Annotated in this window: 12 protein-coding genes and 2 pseudogenes; 6 read left to right on the forward strand and 8 right to left on the reverse strand. The window is 69.1% G+C overall.

Features of this window, described 5'->3' with window-relative positions; all coding sequences use genetic code 11:
- Positions 1–52: 52 nt before the first annotated feature.
- Genes OG747_RS51695 through OG747_RS51705 form a run of 3 tightly spaced genes read right to left on the reverse strand, consistent with a single transcriptional unit; the run spans position 53 to position 3,026 of the window.
- Complete coding sequence (locus tag OG747_RS51695) at positions 53–454, reverse strand: DUF6009 family protein (RefSeq protein ID WP_331743209.1); 402 nt, start codon at positions 452–454, stop codon at positions 53–55.
- The gene (locus OG747_RS51700; RefSeq protein WP_405886422.1) at positions 451–1,950 is read right to left on the reverse strand and encodes a phage/plasmid primase, P4 family; all 1,500 of its coding nucleotides are present in this window, start codon (positions 1,948–1,950) and stop codon (positions 451–453) included. Before OG747_RS51700 ends, OG747_RS51695 begins: the two co-directional genes overlap by 4 nt.
- On the reverse strand, positions 1,947–3,026 hold the full coding sequence (locus tag OG747_RS51705) for a bifunctional DNA primase/polymerase (protein ID WP_331765217.1): 1,080 nt from the start codon (positions 3,024–3,026) through the stop codon (positions 1,947–1,949). Before OG747_RS51705 ends, OG747_RS51700 begins: the two co-directional genes overlap by 4 nt.
- Positions 3,027–3,840: 814 nt before the next feature.
- Between OG747_RS51705 and OG747_RS51710 the strand changes: the two genes are divergently transcribed.
- Entirely contained in the window at positions 3,841–5,712 is a 1,872-nt protein-coding gene (locus OG747_RS51710; RefSeq protein WP_331743199.1) for an ABC transporter ATP-binding protein, read from the forward strand.
- A gap of 376 nt (positions 5,713–6,088) precedes the next feature.
- Here the strand turns inward: OG747_RS51710 and OG747_RS51715 are convergent, their stop codons facing one another.
- From OG747_RS51715 to OG747_RS51725, 3 genes are all read right to left on the reverse strand, one after another.
- On the reverse strand, positions 6,089–6,718 hold the full coding sequence (locus OG747_RS51715; protein ID WP_331743196.1) for a hypothetical protein: 630 nt from the start codon (positions 6,716–6,718) through the stop codon (positions 6,089–6,091).
- 654 nt (positions 6,719–7,372) lie between these two features.
- Positions 7,373–8,953 (reverse strand): multicopper oxidase domain-containing protein, encoded by a 1,581-nt coding sequence (locus OG747_RS51720; protein WP_331743190.1) that lies wholly within the window; start codon positions 8,951–8,953, stop codon positions 7,373–7,375.
- Positions 8,950–9,462, reverse strand: a complete 513-nt coding sequence (locus OG747_RS51725) for a hypothetical protein (protein ID WP_331743187.1) — start codon at positions 9,460–9,462, stop codon at positions 8,950–8,952. The genes OG747_RS51720 and OG747_RS51725 overlap by 4 nt, the downstream gene beginning before the upstream one ends.
- Before the next feature lie 67 nt (positions 9,463–9,529).
- On the opposite strand from OG747_RS51725, the gene OG747_RS51730 reads away from it, so the two are divergent.
- The 4 genes and pseudogenes from OG747_RS51730 (at position 9,530) to OG747_RS51745 (ending at position 14,359) form a co-directional block, all read left to right on the forward strand.
- Positions 9,530–9,985: a MarR family transcriptional regulator gene (locus tag OG747_RS51730; RefSeq protein WP_331743184.1), complete on the forward strand. Its 456-nt coding sequence runs from the start codon at positions 9,530–9,532 to the stop codon at positions 9,983–9,985.
- Between the two features lie 1,418 nt (positions 9,986–11,403).
- Positions 11,404–12,642, forward strand: a complete 1,239-nt coding sequence (locus OG747_RS51735; RefSeq protein ID WP_331743181.1) for a ParA family protein — start codon at positions 11,404–11,406, stop codon at positions 12,640–12,642.
- Positions 12,639–13,751, forward strand: a complete 1,113-nt coding sequence (locus OG747_RS51740) for a ParB/RepB/Spo0J family partition protein (RefSeq protein ID WP_331743178.1) — start codon at positions 12,639–12,641, stop codon at positions 13,749–13,751. Before OG747_RS51735 ends, OG747_RS51740 begins: the two co-directional genes overlap by 4 nt.
- Positions 13,752–13,832: 81 nt before the next feature.
- A pseudogene (locus OG747_RS51745) lies at positions 13,833–14,359 on the forward strand (ATP-binding protein).
- On the opposite strand, the gene OG747_RS51750 reads toward OG747_RS51745, so the two are convergent.
- Together OG747_RS51750 and OG747_RS51755 are read right to left on the reverse strand one after the other, a co-directional pair.
- Positions 14,360–15,649, reverse strand: a complete 1,290-nt coding sequence (locus OG747_RS51750; protein WP_331744956.1) for an MFS transporter — start codon at positions 15,647–15,649, stop codon at positions 14,360–14,362.
- Between the two features lie 332 nt (positions 15,650–15,981).
- Positions 15,982–16,539 (reverse strand): annotated as a pseudogene (locus OG747_RS51755) (nuclear transport factor 2 family protein); the annotation flags it as partial.
- Between the two features lie 274 nt (positions 16,540–16,813).
- Between OG747_RS51755 and OG747_RS51760 the strand changes: the two are divergent.
- A complete protein-coding gene (locus OG747_RS51760; protein WP_405886427.1) occupies positions 16,814–18,181 on the forward strand; it encodes an MFS transporter in 1,368 nt (455 codons plus the stop codon).
- The last annotated feature ends 509 nt before the right edge of the window (positions 18,182–18,690 follow it).

Below are 18,690 nucleotides of genomic sequence, written 5' to 3' on the forward strand. Positions count from 1 at the left end.
ACCGTGCGGCGGTCGGCCAGACGTGCCCCGCTACAGCGGTGCCGCAGCGGCGCTACAACGGCAGGGTTATGCCCAGTTCCTGCATCGCCGAGGACGGCGGCCCGCCCTCGGAGCGCTCGGTCTTGCGGCCCTTGCTGCCCGGCGCCAGCGTGCGCGGGTCGATGGCCTCGGCGGGCGCCCCGCTGGAGTACAGGCCCGCGGGATCGGTATCGCGGTCGTGCGGCAGCAGCCAGAACACGCGCCGGCGGAAGGTGCCGGACGAGCGCGACGGCTTCGCCCCCGGCCCGAGCAGGGCGTAGCCGACCATGCGGCCGTCACGGTGGTAGGCCGGTTTGCCGCGCCGTGTCGGCAGCCGGTCGAGGCTCTGCCGTACGTAGTCCAGGTCGCCGATGTCCTCGAGCCAGACGAGCTCGGCTTCATGGGCGATCTCGTCCTCTGCGATGAGAGCGCTCATGCCATCTCCTCGTCCACGAGCAGTCCTATGCCCGGGTAGTACTTCCGCTGGTTGGAAAGGATCATCTCCTTGGGCGATGCCAGCCCCACCGTCTCACGGACCCGGGCGGCGAAGGAGCGAGAAGAGACAGCGGGTGCGCCCTCATTCTGGCACCAGGCTCGGTAGGCGGCGTAGAGCTGTGCTTGTTCTGCCCTCAATTCGGCATCCAGTACACACGCCTCGCCGATGAACCGGCCGGTGTGGTCCTCGGTCTCCGCGTACGCGGTGGTGGCGATGCGCACGCGCTCGGGCCCGGTGAGGTCCTTCGCGCCCCCCAGGTAGCGGCGGGCCCCCTCGATGAGCCAGTTGAGGATGCCGGGCCCCTCCTCGGTGACCAGGACGTCCGCGAGATTGTCGATCTTCCGGTCGTCGGAGACCACCCGCTCGAAGGGGATCAGGCGCATACGTCGCCAGAACGCGAAGCCGCCGGTGCCGACTTCGGGCCGGTGGTTGCCGAGCAGCCACAGTTTGTGGGTGGGCTCGAAACTGAAGAAGTCCTGCCGCATCCGGCGCGCCTTGATGCGGTCGCCACCGGTGAGCAGCTTGACCCTGGCCTCGTCGAACTTGTCCCCGGGCTTGACCTCGCTGCACACGATGACACGGCGGCCGTGCAGCTCGGCCAGGTCGGTCGGGTGGCCTTCGTAGGGACGCGACATGAGGAAGCCGGGCGGGGCCGCGTCCGCGTAGTCACCGAGCAGCTTCATCAGCACGTCCAGGAGTACCGACTTGCCGTTCTTGCCGGAGCCGCACAGGAACGGCATGACCTGACCGCCGACGTCACCAGTGACCGAGTAGCCGAGCAGCAGGTGCAGGAAGTCGGTCATCTCCGCACCCTCGGTGCCCTCGCCGAAGGTGTCGGTGAGGAAGCGGTCCCAGCGCGGCGTGGGCATCGGCTGCGGCGCCAGCGACGTGGAGCGGGAGTGGAAGTCCTTGTTCGGGTCGGGCGCACGGACCGCTCCGGTCCACAGGTCCACGATGCCCGACGGGGTGCACAGGGCGTACGGATCGGCGTCCAGGAACGCCGCGTTGAGCACCATGCCCGGGGCGGACTTGGCCTGCGTGAGCATCGCGTTCATACCGCTGGTGCTCAGGGCACGGCGTCGGTGCTGCTGCAGAGCCGCGTTCGTGTACACCCCGCGCGGGTCGGTGGTCGCGATGGACTCCGCCATGTCTCCCGCGGCCCACACCACCGTGTCGTCCTCGTCGATCTGCCAACGCGTGCCGTCCCAGCGGTACCAGCCCAGACCCGGGACGTGTCGGTAGTCATCGGCGTACAACTTGACGAACAGCTTGGCGTTGCCCCGGTCGGTGAGGGTATCGGGCAGCAGGCCCTCCGCCGTCGCCGCGGCGGTCGCTTCCCCTCCTGGGGAGGGAAGGTGCGGCGACGGCAACTGGGCGAGGATCTGCGTGGCCACGGCGTGGGCGTCGAAGAGGGCGTTGTCGTCGTGGGCGGTCACGGCTGTCTCCCGGGAGACAGCGGACGCCTGGAACCGGCGCTCAGACCACCGCGGATGATCGGGGTGTAACGGCGCTCCTGTCCGGGACGCGCCCGCTCCGCCACCTCTTTGAGGATGTTCCCGGCCTCTGTCTCGGTCAGATGTCCGGCCGCCACCAGCCCCCCGGCCGTGTAGGCGGCCCGGTTGAGCTTCTCGGAGAACGCGGCCCCCTCGGGGACGGCGGCGCACCCCGCAACCTCGGCAAGCACCGTACCGAGGGCCCTGGCGGCCGTCTGGCGGCCTCCCCCGGCCGCGATGACCGCCTGGCGCGCCCGCGGCGGTACGGGGCGCGGAGCGGGCACGTGAGCGGGCGGAAGATGCCCTGTGCGCTCGAGCTCCCTGGCCAGCCAGTCCGGCAGGGGCGCGGGCTCTCGCACGGGGCCGACGGGTATGTAGGTGCCCGCTCGCGTCGTGGTCCCGGGAGCGACGATGTACCCGCCGTGCGCCCGTACATCCACCTGCCAGGCCAACGCGCGCCCGGCGCCCGAGCCGGCGGAGCACTGCCAGCGGTGGCCGCGGTGGGCCCGGTACCACACGTGCAGGCCTCCCGACGGCGTGCGTACGCGCAGCGTCGTGTCGTCGTCGGCCGGGCTGGTGACACCGCGCAGGGCGGCCAGCACGGCCAGGGTGTCGAAGCCGTTGGCGAGCCCGGTCAGGTCGATGTCGGCGGAGATCGGAATGCCCGGCAGCAGACGGTCCCGGTCGGGTAACCGCTGCTGGTGCGCGTCGACATCGACGACGACGAGCCCGGCCGGGCCACAGGCGACACCCACGCCGAGCGAGGGGTCACTCCCCCACCACTGGTCGATCCGGGCGAGGTCGAGAGTGGCGGCGTGAAAACCGTGGCACCAGCGACCGGCGCCGAGGCACTCACATCCCTGGGAGGTGTGGCCCGGCGCACGGCACGTCTCGCAGTTGCCTGCCGGGGTCTTGCGTCCCGCGGCCAGCGGGTGGACCGGCCAGCCGCTGCGGGCGCACCACCTGGCGGTCGCGAGCGACCGTGAGTCGCTACGTAAAACGCGCTGCTCAGGAGCCACGCACATCCCCCATCAGCGACTGAAGCGACTCAACGACGGAGGTACATTAGCGAAACCGGGGTGAGAAGGCAGGGACTTGGGATGTCTTAGAGCTGCCCATGTCAATGGCGAAACGATTCTCCCGCTCCCCCGTCGCCCCCGGGTCGCCCCCCGGTGACCCGCCAGCGACTGAGCCGACATCCACAGCTACTCAAGATAGTTCGGTAGCTACTGAAGGTCCAGAGAAAAACAGCAGGTCAAGTGCGGTGCACAACCCCAAACAGCGACTGAAGCGACTCAAGGCCTCTATATATGACGCACACGCGCACACGCCAATGTCTTCATATACCCGGACCTTGAGTCGCTTCAGTCGCTGCGTGTCCTTCAACCCGCCTTGACCTGCGGGTTTTCTCTCGACCCAGAAGCGACCGAAGACGGCCTCAGTCGCTTTTCTTCAGTCGCTGCCCCTCCTGGGCCCGCACCGGGCAGCGACTGAAGCCCACGCCCAGCAACTGCACAGCGACTGAAGCGACCCACCTCCCAGACACTCCGGCAGGATCGGCACAGTCCCCGGCTCCCCCGCCGCCCGCTGTCCTGGGCTCTGTTGTGAACCCGGGTCGCTTGAGTCGCTGCCTGTTTCCCCTGTTGCTAGCGCGACATGATCGAAATCTAACGTGCTGAAGCGACAGTTGATGTCTTCTGTCGGCAATGTGTCTCCAAAAGACTCAAAAGACTCAAGAGACTCAGCGGACCTGTGCCCAGCGACCACCGTTCAACTGACCGGCCGTCCGTGTTGATCCGCCACGGCTTCAGTACGCACTATCACCGCATGCGCATGACCACCGCACAACCGCAGTCCGAAGAGGCCGCGCAGCCGGAGACATCACCAGAGACATCACCGAAGACGCCACCGGAGGCATCGGAGAAGATCTCCGCAGGGGAAACCCGGCGCGCGCTGTACCGGTATTTCCGCCCGCACCGTGGCGCCATCGCCCTCGCCACGCTGCTCACGCTGGTGGGCGCGGCGTCCGGGCTCGCCCAGCCACTGGCCGCCAAGGCGCTGGTGGACCGGCTCGGCGACCACGGTTCGATCACCGGGCTGCTCGTCCTGCTCACCGCGCTCGTGGTGCTCGGCTCGGCGATCCAGTCCGTGGGCGCGTACATCCTGGAGCGCACCGCCGAGTCCGTGGTGCTGGAGGCGAGGCGCTCGCTGATCGGGCGGCTGCTGCGGCTGCGGCTCGCGGAGGTGGAGCGGATCCAGCCGGGCGATCTGATGTCCCGGATCACCTCGGACACGACGCTGTTGAAGGCGGTGACCACGAAGGCGATGGTCTCCGCCTTCACCGGTGGTCTGTCCTTCGTCGCGGCCGTCGTGCTGATGGGCGTGATGGACGTGGTGCTGCTGGGCGTCACGCTGGGAGTGATCGTCCTGGTCGGCTGCGCGACGGGCTATGTCCTGCCGAAGATCGCGCAGGCCACGGAGCGCTCCCAGGAGGCGGTCGGCATCATCTCCACGGCGCTGGAGCGGGCGTTCGGAGCATTCCGCACGCTCAAGGCGTCGGGCGCGGAGGCGCGGGAAGTCGCGAAGGTCGAGGAGGCGGCGCACGAGGCCTGGCGGCACGGGGTGGGGTCGGCCAAGTGGCAGGCGATGGCGTGGAGTTCGGTGGGGCTCGCGGTGCAGATTTCGTTCCTGGCGGTGCTCGGCGTCGGCGGGGCGCGAGTCGCCTCCGGCACGATATCCGTCTCCACGCTGGTGGCCTTCCTGCTCTTCCTCTTCTACCTGTTCGACCCGATCGGCCGCCTGGCCGAGGCGGCCCAGGAGTACCAGGTGGGCTCAGCCGCGATCGCACGGATCGAGCAGGCCGAGCGCCTGAAGACGGAAGACGTAGAGGACATGGACGGGCCGGCCACGCGGCCGGACGACGGCCCGGCGTCGGTGGCGTTCGAGGAGGTGACCTTCCGCTACCGGGACGACCTTCCGCAGGTGCATGACGGGGTGAGCTTCGAGGTGCCGGGCCCGGGCATGACCGCGTTCGTGGGTCCTTCCGGTGCGGGCAAGACCACGGTGTTCGCGCTGATCGAGCGGTTCTACGAGACCAGCGGCGGCCGGGTACTGGTCGACGGCAGGGACGTACGCGCCTGGCCGTTGGCCGAGTTGCGGGCGGCCATCGGATACGTCGAGCAGGACGCGCCCGTGCTGGCGGGCACACTCCGCGAGAACCTCCTGTTCGGTGCGCCGGATGCCACGGAGGCGGAGATCCGCCAGGTTCTCGTACGGGCCAGGCTCGACGCTCTGGTGGAGCGTTTGCCCGACGGGCTGGAGACGGTGGTCGGACACCGCGGGTCGAAGCTGTCGGGCGGAGAACGGCAGCGGGTGGCGATCGCCCGGGCGCTGCTGCGCAAGCCGCGGCTGCTGCTGCTCGACGAGGCGACCTCGCAGCTGGACGCGGTCAACGAGCTGGCGCTGCGCGACGTGGTCACCGAGGTGTCCCGGGACGTGACGGTCCTGGTGGTGGCGCACCGGTTGTCCACGGTGACCTTGGCCGACCGGATCGTGGTGATGGACGCGGGACAGGTACGCGCGGTGGGCACCCACACCGAGTTGGTGGCGAACGATCCGCTGTACGGGGAACTGGCGGCCACCCAGTTCCTGGCGGCCGCCTCCGACACCGCCGCGCCCGAGCCGGTCCCCGCGGGCACCGCCTGAACGGCGACGCCCCGGTGCCCGGCGGCCGCGCGGCCCATGTCGCCCTGGACCCAGCACACGCCGCCCGCCGGCCGTGTCCCAGTTCACGTGGTTTCCGATGTCAACGACGGAACAACCAGGGGTGGTTGACCGTTCATCCATATGTGGCTGCGGAGGGGACAGTGTCCCCGGGCCTCACCTATAGCCCATGGGGACGATCGTCCGGCTGAAGCCCCATGGAGCCTTCCGCCGCGAGGCGACCACCCTCCGCACGCCACCACCTACGGCCCCGGCTGGCCTCCCCCGTCCAGCCGGGGCTTGTTCATGCCCGCCCTGGGGCGGAGCAGACCCTCCAGATGCGCAGTTGGTCGGCGACGGCAAGAACGCACAGCGGGCATCAGTCTTGTTCGCCACGATGTGTGTAGGTGTATGTGGCGGTGTAGTCCTCCACGGGCGTGGCCGTGTCCGCAGCGTAGTCGGCGCGCGCCTGCCGGTCTGCCTCGGTGATTTCAGGGTGTACGGGGGGCATGTCGGGGGCGCGCCAGAGTTGGACCAGGTGGCGTTCCCCGTGGTCGCCGATGCCGGGTTCGGGGTCGGCGGCGTGGCAGTACAGGCGCATCCGCACCCCGTCGAAGCCGTCGAAGCCGTCGAAGCCGTCGGAACCGTCGGAACCGTCGGGGAAGGGCGGGATGTGGAGGGGAGGTTCCTCGTCCGGCCATGCGTCCAGGATGTCGCCCTGTTCGAGAGTCGCGAGGCGAAGGGTGGAGATGTCGGCCCGCAGGCTGATCTCCTCAGCGGGCTCCCAGTCGTAGCCCCTCTCGGGTCCCGGCGGGGCGTCGTGGACCTGGACGGTCATCTGGAGGGGGCCGGTGTCGGTGGTGGTGAGGACGACGGCGCCGGCCTCGCCGGCCGGGCCGCAGCGCCAGCCGAAGGGCATCTCGCCGGGGTACTCGTAGTCGTCGGTGAAGCCGATGAGGTAGCCACCTTCGCCGAGGTCGACAGTGAACGAGGTTGCACGGACCAGCATGGGGACCCTCCTTGAACGGGGCAGAGTGCGCCTTCCCGCTTCGCTCGGGAAAGGGCCCCTGCCGGGCGGGGAGTGTAGCCACGCTCAGGCGGTCACGAAGCAGCTCCACGAGGCTCGCCTGCCCGCCCCGTCTCCCCCGCCTGCCCACTCTTCACAGACTGCCTCAAGTGGGCCCTGGCAGACCCCGACCTCACCCCACACCGGCATCTGGGCGGCGACCACCGCCCGCCGGCGGCTCGTGCTGCGCATCCGTCTCACCAGCCGGCGAGGCGGCGGTCGGTCCCGGCTCCGGCTCCGGCCGGTGCCCCACAGCCAACCTGGGGCAACACCGCGGAGTTCGTCGAGCGCATGGTCATTGCATTCCAGCAGCTCGGCGACCTGCGGCACCGTCAGGCCCCGGACCAGCAACCGGATGCACTCCAACCTCCGCCGCTCGTTACGTGACAGATCACGCCCGGCCAGCCGTCGACGCACTTCGACCTGCTGCTCGGGCGTCAACTCCACCGTCAGGATCTTCGGCATCACCACCACTTCCCGCCAAAGCTCCCACCCCCACTGGGAATTGACGTCACCGAGACCGGGTCGATGGCTGGGTGGCTACGGGGCTGCGGGGCTGCGGGGCTGCGGGGCTGCGTGATCGGCGCGAGGTCTGGCTCACTCCGTGACGAAGTCGGCCATCATCGCCATGTCCTCGTGCTCGAGGTTGTGGCAGTGCAGCAGAAACCGCCCCGGGTAGTCGGTGAAGCGCGTGACGATCTCCACGGACTCGGCGGGACGCAGATCCACGGTGTCCTTCCAGCCCGCGTCGTACGGGCCCGGCGACCGGCCGTTGCGGGCGGTCACCTGGAAGTGGTTCAGGTGCAGGTGCACGGGGTGATGGAAGTCGGTGACGAAGCGCCACACCTCGGCGGTGCCGAGGCGGACGGTCGCCAGCGGCCTGCCGGGCTCGTAGGGGCGGCCGTTGATGGTCCATCCGGATCCGGCCCGCCGCTGGAAGTGGAAGGTACGGGTCGCCGCGATCCGCTCGGTCCGCGGCACGGGGATCGCCGAGAGCCGGTCCGGTACCCGGGAGTCGTCGGCCGGAGGCCGGGCACCGGAGACGTCGAACCGCATGACGGCCGCCGTGCCGCCGCTGCCCAGGCGGTTGACCAGCCGTACCCGGGTGCCGGGCCGGTAGCGGGCGAAGTCGACGACCACGTCGAAGCGCTCGCCTGGGGCGATGTCCAGGGTGTCGTGCGCGAGCGGCCGTTCCAGCAGGCCCCCGTCGCCGCCGATCTGCACCAGAGCGCCGCCGCCCGGTGGCGCGGGGTCGAGCGCCAGTCGGTAGCGGCGGGCGTTGGAGCCGTTGAGCAGCCGCAGCCGGTAGCGCAGCCGCTGGGTTTCGAGCACCGGCCAGGGCGCCCCGTTGACCAGGATGACGTCGCCCAGGACACCGTCCATGTACCAGTCGGTGACGCCCGCCGTGCGCTGTCCGGCATCGAGCGCCGGGTACTGGAAGGAGCCGTCGGCGGCGAAGGACCGGTCGGCGATCAGCAGCGGGATGTCGCGCTCCCCGGCGGGCAGGGGCAGGGCCGTCTCCTCGTCGTCGTGGACCAGATGGAACCCGGCGAGCCCGTGCCAGACGTTCGGTCCGGTGAAGCCCATGCGGTGGTCGTGGTACCAGAGGGTGGCAGCCCGCTGCTCCATCGGGTACGTGTACGTCCGCTGCCCGGCAACGGTGTCCTGCGGGCCATCGGCCCCGGACACGCCAGGCATCCCGGCCGTGCCGGCTGTGCCTGCCGTGCTGTTCCGAGGCAGGATCAACGCGGTCGGATAGCCGTCGCTGCCGTACGGGGTGTGCCCGCCGTGCAGGTGGACCACGGTCGGACGGGGCAGCTCGTTGCGGTGCCGCACCACCGTCCGGCGTCCGGAACGGGACACGATGGTCGGCCCCGGGAACGTCCCGTCATAGGTCCAGGCGTCGGTCTCCAGACCCGGGAGGATCCGCAGCCGCGCCGGCCGCTGGGTGATCTCGTAGACGTCCGCCGTGCCGCTCGTGCTGACCGGTGCGAGCAGGGACGGCACGGGCAGCGGCACCTCGTACGGCCTCGGCAGCGGGGCCCGGCTGCGCAGCAGCAGCCCCGGCTGACCGGACGTCAGCGCCCCGCCGGCCACGGCCCATCCGCCCGCGGTGAGCGCGCCGCCGCCCACGGCCGCCGCGGCGAGCAGGCGGCGCCTGGTGATGCCGCCGGTCATGCGGACCCCTCCTCGGCGGCGGAGCCCTCGGTACGCCCGGCGCCCTCGGTACGGGAGGACGGGGTCCATGCGGCCGCCGGGCGCCAGGCCCGGACCAGCATCAGCAACGTACAGGCGATGATCGCCGCGCCCAGCGGGACATGAACGGCGAGCACCCGCCCGTACCCCATGGCTATCTGCCCGGCCTCCGCGCCGAAGAGCGCGACGGAGACCAGGGCCGGCCAGCCCGGTCCGCCGCCCGGCCGCCACAGCAGCAGCGCGGCCGCGGTCTGCGCCACGGCCGTGAGCCCGGTGGCGGTGGCATTGAGCGCGTGGAGGTCGAGGGCCGCGTAGTGACCGGACAGAAAGCTTCCGGCGAGGACCGCCTGCCCCAGAGCGAGGACGGCCTCGCAGGTCACCACGGTCCGGAAGAGCATCAGGGCCCAGCGCCGCACCGGAGGACGTCCGCCGTTCGCGGGCGTGGGCGGCACCTGGACCGGGGGCGGGGTGGACGCAATCATTTTAGGCATGCCGAGATAGTGCCATCTAGAACCATCTCATTACAACCAATCTCGCTTTGCCCTATGCTGGATGCCGATGAACACGCCCGACTCCACACCCCGCCCGCTCGGCACCGACCGGGTCCGCATCGGCCCGCTGCTCCGTCTCGCCCAGCGGCGCGCGGCACGGACGTTCGCCGAGGCCTTGCGTCCCCTGGGCATCGAGGGCCGCCACTACGGCATCCTGCTCAACCTGGGTCTGCACGGACCGCTCAGCCAGCGCCGGCTCATCGACCTCACCGGCGGCGACAAGTCCTCGATGGTGCGCACGGTCGACGACCTGGAGGCCCGCGGCTTGGCCATACGCCGCCCCTCACCCACCGACCGCCGCGCCTACGCCGTCGAGATCACCGAACTGGGCAGGGCGCTGTTCACCGAGGCGTCCGTCGTCGCCGACGACGTGGCCGCACGGCTCCTCGGCCACATGGATGAGGACGACCAGGAGCTGCTGTGCACCCTGCTGGAACGCTTCATCGCGGCCCCGGAAGCCTGACGTGGCACTGAGCGCTCCGCTGGAAGCACGGTGGTGAACCCGCGGGCCGGTGGGGGCTGGCCGCGCCCACGCGGCGGAGCCGCATATCGATACGGCCCCGCGTCCCTTGCAGGGCGCGGTACCGCACCGGACTTCACCCAAGCCACTTAGAGCGAAGCCGCCGCTCAGGCAGTCCTTGAACGCGTCCCGTTCCCGGCCGAAGCAGCCTCCCCAGCAGCGCCTCAGCCATCGCGTAGTGCAGGCCGGGCACGTCCGTGACGGCCTTTGCCTCAGCGGCCACCGACTTCCGCCGCAGTGAGAACGGTCGTTGGCACGTTGAGCAGGCGGACCCGCGCAGTCCTCAAACCGCGACCGCCACCGCCACCGCCACCGCCACCGAAGAGTCCTACCAGCGCAGGGCTGACGCCACAGGAGCGCTGTGCCGGGTGCAGCTTGTCTGCGGCGAGCCGGAGCTCAGTCGGCTGGCTCAGGAGGCCCTGGACGCGACGACCCAAGTTCACACGGCGCAGGACGAGCGGGATCGCACGGACCGAGGTGAAGTGGCTCGCCTGGCCCTCCAGCGGTTTCTGGTCGCCGCCTCACCTCACGTTCGGTGGCAGTTCCCGAGTGAGGTTGGTCCGCCGAGGCAGGTCCTTCGGAAGATACGTGGCTTTGACAGGGCCGTAGATCGGCTTCGGATTCAACGGTGCTACGGAGGCCGGGACTCACGGAAGTTGAGACTGCCCATGCCTGCGGGGGACAGCGCAACCGCTTCGACCGCTGTGGGGGAGGGCCCGGTACCGTCCGAGCCCTATTACGGCGTAATAGCTCGCCGTCTGCCCTCGACGGCTGCGACGGCTGCGACGGCTGCGACGGCTGCGACAACAATGCCTTCGCCGGAACACACCCTGCGCCGTGCGGCTGCTCTATTACGCCGTAATAATGGCGCCCCCTCTGTGGCGGCCGCTCGTCCCGCGGCGGGACTGCCCCAGACCGCACGCCGGATGTCCCGTCTCGGTGAAGGCGGTGAGCGATCAGCACGGGCCTCCGGCTGGACGAAGCCGTGAGCGCCGGTTCCTGAGGATGTCTCACGGACAGTGGTGAGTGGAGGCCTGACTGGGGATCGCAGCAAACGGGGGCGGGATCGCACATGGGCGGGGCACTGCGGAAGCAGGCGAAAGACACCGCCTACGCCCGGGCGATCCGGGCCACGTGGATGAGATTCCCGCGCGAGCCCGGCCGGCGCCAGTGTGGCCTCACCGCACTCGACAACACGGAACAATAGGGCCATTTAGGGCCACTGGTTCATGATCAGACGCTCAATCAGCTATTACGGCGTAATAGCCGAGCGGGTTCCACGGACAGTTCGGCCATAACAAGTCTGTCTAACTAACGTGTCGATGACGCAAACGATCAAGCACGTTAGTAAGGTGTCCATCATGACCTCGCCAGCCACCTCCAGCGACCGCGAGAAGGTCGTCTCCAAACTGCCGGGATGGCTCCGGCAGGACCTCAAAATCAGAGCCGCCCAGCGCGGCATCGAGATCCAGGCCGCCGTCGAACAGGGCATCAGCGACTGGTGCAACCTGGCATCAGCCCCGGCAGGCGTCGACACCGCGGGCGCCGACTCCTTCTCCACCTTCCTCCCCGAAGGCCAGTGGGAGGCGTTCCGCAGCGTCGTCGCCGACCGCCGCCTCTCCCTCATCCAAGGCCTTGCCCAGTCCGTGAAGTTGTGGCTCGACTCCAACCCGGCCCCGGACATCGAACGGCCCGCGATCACGCGGCGCATCATTGTCTGCAACCAGAAGGGCGGCGTCGGCAAGACCGCCATCACGGCCGGCACCGGCGAAGCCCTGGCCGAGGACGCCGGCACCCTGCATCGCGTCCGCATTGCCAAACAGCTCGCCGCTGCCACGGGCGACAACGCCGACGGCCCCCTCGACGTCGAAGATCTTCCCGGACTCGGACTGCGCGTCCTGCTCGTCGACTTCGACCCGCAATGCCACCTCACCAACCAGCTGGGCGCCACGCCGCTGCCGATGAACGGCGACAGCCTCACCAACCACATGGCCGGCGACCCCAAGGGCGACCTCCGCGACCTCATCGTCTCCATCGACGACGAGAACTTCGGCGATCGCCTCCACCTCCTGCCCGCCTGCAACGACGCGTTCCTTCTCGACGTACGCCTGTCCGCGGTACGCGCCCGGGAAGCCGCCCTGGAGCGGGCACTTGCCCCACTCGAAGCCGACTACGACGTCATCCTGGTCGACTGCCCGCCCAGCCTCGGGCTCAGCATGGACGCCGCCGCCTACTACGGCCGACGCCGCAACGGAGAGAAGCCCGGCCAGTCCGGAGCCCTGATCGTCGTGCAGGCCGAGGACAGCTCGGCCGACGCCTACGAACTCCTCACCCACCAGATCGACGACCTGCGCGGCGACCTGCAGATCGACATCGACTACCTCGGCATCGTCGTCAACCTCTACGACGGCCGCCGCGGCTACATCGCCACCTCCTCTCTCCAGGGATGGGTCGACATAAAGGATCCGCGGGTCGTCGGTCTCATCGGAGACCTCAAGGAACAGAAGGAGGCCGTCCGCATGAAACAGCCCCTGCTGTCCTACGCCCCCAAGTCACAACAGGCGATCGGCATGCGCGCGCTTGCCAGGGAGATCTCATGAGCAAGGCCGACCAGCTGGGCGCCGGACGCTTCGGCGGCGCCCAGGCCCGAGGTGTCAGCGCCCGCCGACAGGCCGTCGCCGCCGCCACCGGCGTACCCACCGAAGGCATCGCCGCGCCGACCGAACTCCCGGTCCACCGCATCAGCCTCAACCCCGACAACCCCCGCTCCAGCCTCGGAGACCTCACCGACCTCGCAGGCAGCCTCAAGACCCACGGGCAGAAGGTGGCGATCACGGTCATGAACCGCGACGCCTATGCGAAGGCCAACCCAGAACGCGAAAGGGACCTCGAGCCGGAGACCACCCACGTCGTCATCGACGGCAGCAGCCGGCTCGCCGCCGCCCGCGAAGCAGGCCTCGCCACCATCAAGGTGATGGTCAGCGACGACCAGGGCGCCACAGCCGACGAACTCCTGGAATCGGCACTGGTCGCCAACATCCACCGCCAGGACCTCGAAGAACTGGACGAGGCCCGCGCACTGGAACGTCTGCTGGCCATCCACGGCACTCAGACCGCCCTGGCCAAGCGCCTGCACCGCTCCCAGGGCTGGGTCTCACAGCGCCTCGCTCTGCTCACCCTCACCCCCGAACTCCAAGAACGCATCGGCCAGGAACCCATCGACCTGCTGCGCGCCGTGGGCAAAAGGCCGGCCGAACAACAGCAGGCGGCCCTGGACGAGCTCAAGGACCGGCGAGCCCACGAGGAGGCCGAGAAGGCGGAGCAGAAGCGGAAGAAGGCGGAGCCGCAGGAGCAGCCGACCGGCACCAGCGCGCAGCCTTCTGCCACCGCCTCCCCTTATTACGGCGTAATAGAGGAGCCGCAGACGCAGGAGGAGAGCCCGGTCTCGGAGGCAGTCCCGGCGGGGGAGCGGGCCGGGAAGTCCTCGGAGGTTGTGCCCGAACCGCGCACCAACGGCAGCACGGCTGTCGAGGAGCAGTCTTACGCCGGAAGCCGTACGCCGCCCCGACTGCCCTATGAGGACGGGGTCTTCCTCGCTCACCACTTGATCCGGAAGATGAGTCCTGCCGAGTTCGAGAAGATGCTGACGCTCCTGAACGAGCACCACACCCAGCTGGCCTCACGCACCCGCGCCAACTCGGCGTCCTGACTCAGGAAGCGCCCTCGTCTCGCTGCCGGCGATCGACAGCCATGCGGCTACAGCACCCAGGCCGCCGGGTCCCCTGCCTCAATGCGGCAGGGGACCCGCACATCTCCAAGGGCCCCAGCCGACCTCGATCACGCAGCACGCAGCACGCTCCGGCTGCCCACCATCCGGGCCCAGTTCCCCGAACTGGCCGAAGCAGCCGCCCCGGCACCAGATGCCGTATCGCGGGTTCCTCGCCGAACTGCTGATGGCCGAGTACGACGACCGTGCCCGGCAACGCTCCGAACGGCGCATCAAGGCGGCGCAGTTCCCGCGGGAGGGCGCGTCGATCTTCTCTGTATCAATGAGCTGGGCTGTAGAGAGCCCGACCGCCGGAGCGCTGAGCTGCTGTTTCAGGTGCTGACCGAGCATGAGGAGAGGAACAGCGTCGCGATCGCCTCCAACGAGTCGTTCGGCCGGGGGAGACCAGAACGTTCACGGCTCTGCGGCTCTGCGCGGCCATCGTCGACCGTCTCGCCTTCGGCGGGAACATCATTGAGACCGGAACCGAGTCCTACCGGCTCGCCGGCACCAGGACGACTGCCCGCGCCCCATATGCCACCGCGAGCTGATCAGCCCTTGCCCTCCCCGGCAGGGGCTTCTGTGCCGTGACGTGTCAGGTCAGCTGTCGAGGGATCGAGTTCGTCGGCAGTGCGAGCCCCCCGAGTACGAGAAACTGCCAGTACAAGTGCCTGGATGACTGCTCCGGACAGTCCAATCCACAGGGCGAACCTATAACTGACCTGGTCGGCGAATACTCCGCCAAGCGGTGCCCCCACCGCTACCATTCCCCAGTTCATCGAGCGGATCGTCGCGTTCATCCGCCCGCGCAGCCGGTCGGGTGTCACCGCTTGCCGATAGCTCATCTCCACCGGGCTTTCGATGCCGATGGCCAGGGACACCACGAAGAAGGCGAGCGACACGCAGGCAAGCGCCCACGGTCCGTGCTCGGCCAGGACCAGGGGCAGCCAGCCGATGGCGGCGAGCAGGCGGAAGGCGATCAGAGTGGCGCCGACATCGAGTCTTCTGGCCACGCGCCCGGAGATCGCACCGCCGAGTACCGCGCCGACACTCGCGAAGGCGTAGGTGACCCCCAGACCGAATTCCCCGATCTTGAGGTCGTGCAGGGCGAAGACCACGAAGACCGTGCTCACCATGCTGTTGAAGAGAAGCATCGCGTGCGAGGTCAGGGCGATGGACGCCAGTGTGCGATGCCGGTAGACCCAGGCAAGCCCTTCGCGCAGCTCGCTACCAAGGCTGCGCCGTGCGCCTGGATCGGGGACGGGGTCGGGTGCCTTCACCGAGGCGAGGAGCAGGCCGGATATCAGATAGGTGAGGGCGTCCACCAGCACGGCAAGCGGCGCTCCCATGATTTTGATCAGTACCCCGGCGATCAGAGGGCCGGTCGAGCCGGCCACCGCGTCGGCCTGTTGCACACGGGCGTACCCCGCGTTGAGCAGCTCTTTTGGTACCAGCTGTGGCACGTACGACTGGTTCGCCGCCTCGAACAGCAGAGACAGCACCCCGAACACGAAGACGAACATGCACAGCGCGGGGATGCTGAGCCGATCCAGCGCATACAGCACGGGTATCGCACCGAGCAGGACTGCCCTTCCGAGATCCGTGGCGACCATCATCGGCTTGCGTCGCCGGCGGTCCACCACGACCCCGGCTATGAGTCCGAAGAGCAGATACGGAACCCAGCGGGCGGCGTTGACGATGCCTACCTCCGTGGCAGATGCGCTCAGCGCCACGGCGGTGAGGATCTGCAAGGCCAGCCCCGTGACCTGAGAACCGAAAGCAGACACAGCCGAGGCGGTCCAGAAACGTACGTACCCAGGAACTTCCACCAGGCGCGGCATGACCGGACCGTACCAGCGAAAGATCACCGCCAGGCGATGATGGACAGGCCACCCAGCGACGGCAGCCATGCGGAGAAGTCTGCTGGACGCGCCGGCGAGGCAGACGTTGCCGGAGGGAGAGATGGAGGGGGAGCGGGGGGAGAGAGGCGGTCGTCGTGGACAACGACCTGCCTGGACCTATGCGTTCCAGCGCGGATGTGGTAACGGACGGCAGCCGGCCGTTCACGGTCCGGGTGTTGTACGAGCGGACAGCACGTTGGATGTTGGCAGCTGCACCGGCACATCCGCGGTGTGTGTTTCGCTGCGGCGCACATCCGCCGCTGGGAAGCTGGTTATCGGTTTGGGAGTGATCGCGGTAGCCCGAACCAGGGGAGCACGCTGTTGTCGAAGCGGGTCAGGGCGCAGATCCGGTCGCCGGTGAGGGTGAGGACGTAAAGGCCGATCCCGTGGCTGATGCCGTTGGGGGCACGCAGATAAGCGCCGAACGCCGGCTGACCGTTGGCTCGCGTTGGGACGAGGTCGAACCTGCGACCTGCGCGGAAGATGCCGGCGCAGAAGCGGGCCACGACGTCTCGGCCCTCGTATTCGAAGGGCATCGGTGGCATCGACATGAAGACGTCATCGGTCAGCAGGGCCACCAGCGCATCGAGGTCGGCGGACTCCCACGCGCGGACGAATTTCGCCACGACCGCATCCTCAGAGGGGGACCCGCAGGCGGGCGGCGGTTCGCGGTCGTCGGTCGTGGGCCGTCGGTGCTCCAGGGTGGCGCGCGCCCGCTTGAGGGCGCTTTTGACCGACTCGACGCTCGAGTCCAGCATGTCGCCCACCTCGCTCGCGTGGAATCCGAGGACGTCACGCAGGATGAGCACGGCGAGCTGGCGAGGCGGCAGGCCGGAACTGGGCCCGGCCGGCTGCCCCGGGCCTCAATCGCCTTTCGCATCGGGCCGCCGAGGGCTAGTGTCCGGGTGCAGCGAGTGACCCACGAGGAGCCAAGACATGGTCGGTCGTCCGAGCGCGCGTTGACGTCATAGGCCGAGATCGGCTTGTCATCGCGTGCTGCCCTTGATGTTGCGGCACAGCGAGCCTTACCCCGCCTGAAACCGTAGATGCGCCGTTCGGGCGCCGGGTGGCGGGCCTCGTTTTTCGGCAACCCAAGGAATCCTCGTGCCGTCCGCTTCCTCCGCTGAATCCGATTCCGGTCGGCCTGTTCCGCCAAGCCTGTGGCGGGACGACGACTTCCGCAGACTCTGGATGGGGGAGACTGCCTCCCAGCTCGGCGAACACGCAAGTCTGGTCATTCTGCCGCTCTTCGCCGTCCTGACGCTCAACGCCGGTGCCGGCCAGTTGGGCATCCTGCGCGCGGTGGGGCAGGCGCCGATCCTGTTGCTCTCGCTCTTCGTCGGCGCGTGGGTGGACAGCTGGCGGGCCCGCACCGTGATGGTGCTGACGGACGTCAGCCGGACCCTGGCCCTGGGCGCCGCCGCCGTGGCCGGCGTACTCGGCCGGCTCGGTCTGCCCGCGCTGTTCGTGGTCGCCTTCGCCGTCGGGGCTCTGTCCGTGTTCTTCGACGTGGCCTATCAGGCGTCTCTTGTACAGCTGGTGCCACGCGATCAGTTGGTGCGGGGCACCAGCGCGCTCGAGGGCAGCCGGTCCGCCGCGCAGATCGGCGGTCCCGCCCTCGGCGGTGCGTTGGTGTCCCTGCTGTCGGCGCCGATCGCTGCCGCCTCAAGCGCGCTGTTTTTCGCGCTGTCGTTCCTGTCGATCCGACGGATCCGTCGGATCGAATCGATCCCGGAGCGCTCGGAACGTCCCCCTCGGGTCTGGCGGCGGGTCCATGAGGGCCTCCGCTTTGTCGTCAGCGACGCCTCGCTGCGGACCGTGTGCCTCGCCTCGGCCGCCTTCCAGTTCTCCTTCGCGGCCATGATGACCGTCTATCTGCTCTTCCTGCCGCGGGAACTGCACCTGTCGGGCACCGCCGTCGGGCTGGCGCTCGCGGCGACGGGGCCGGGCGCGCTGCTGGGCTCGATGCTGGCCGCCCGCCTGCCGAACCGGTTCGGGTACGGCCCGGTACTCGTGTCCGCGGCGGCACTCGGCGACGGCGTGATGCTGTGTGTGCCCGCGCTCCACGGCTCGACTGCGGTGACGGTTCCCGCGCTCCTTGGGGTCAACTTCGTGTTCGGGACCGGCGGCCAGTTGGTGAATGTCACGGTCATGTCTGTCCGGCAGGCCGTCACTCCGGACGGGATGCAAGGCCGCGCGGCCGCGACGATCACGTTTGCCGGTATGGGGCTGACCCCGCTCGGCTCTCTGCTCGGCGGATTCCTCGCGCAGGAGTGGGGGTTGCGCACCAGCATCCTGGTGACGGCGGCCGGCATGATGCTGTCCCCGGTGGTGATGGCCTTGTCCCCGCTGGCCCGCCTGGGACGGGCCCTTCCTGGCTCACGGGACGCACCGCCGCCGGTCGACCGTCCCCAGATCTACGAGACGGCCCTGCGCAAGACCAGCGGCCGTCCACCGGGTGACGTCGAGTGACATCAAACGGGGGTGTCCTGGCGGCAGGACGTCCGGAGTCTCTGCCAGGGCTTTCGCCCGGACCAGGACACTGGGGGACTGGGGGACTGCCCACTGGAACAGGGCGAGACTCCGGACAAAGTTCGGAGAAGTCCCGCTCTTGCCACACCGGGCCAGGCGGGGCAAGAAGCCCTCTGCCCGTTGTCCGACCGACAGGTGACGGATGGGCTCGTCCAAGGTCAAGTGGTGCTCGAGGATCCCCTGAAGGACGGCCTTCGGTTGCCGGTCGGCCCCGGTGTTCGTTGCCGCGGGTCAGGGAGCCCCGGTCCCTGGGCCGGCGCCCAGGGACCGGACAAGGCTGTCATCGGCAGGGTCTCGGGAATTTTCAGTCCCTGCAATTCAGTCCCTGGAAAACATGCAGGTCACAGGGGCAATAGTTCTCGGGAAGGGACTCAAGGGACTCTGGTTCGGAATTATGAGCCAGTCCTGTGTGCGTGTACGCGCGGGCGCATCTCTGGACCTACAGATAC

The sequence above is a fragment of the Streptomyces sp. NBC_01384 genome (assembly GCF_045040035.1).
GTDB lineage: Bacteria > Actinomycetota > Actinomycetes > Streptomycetales > Streptomycetaceae > Streptomyces.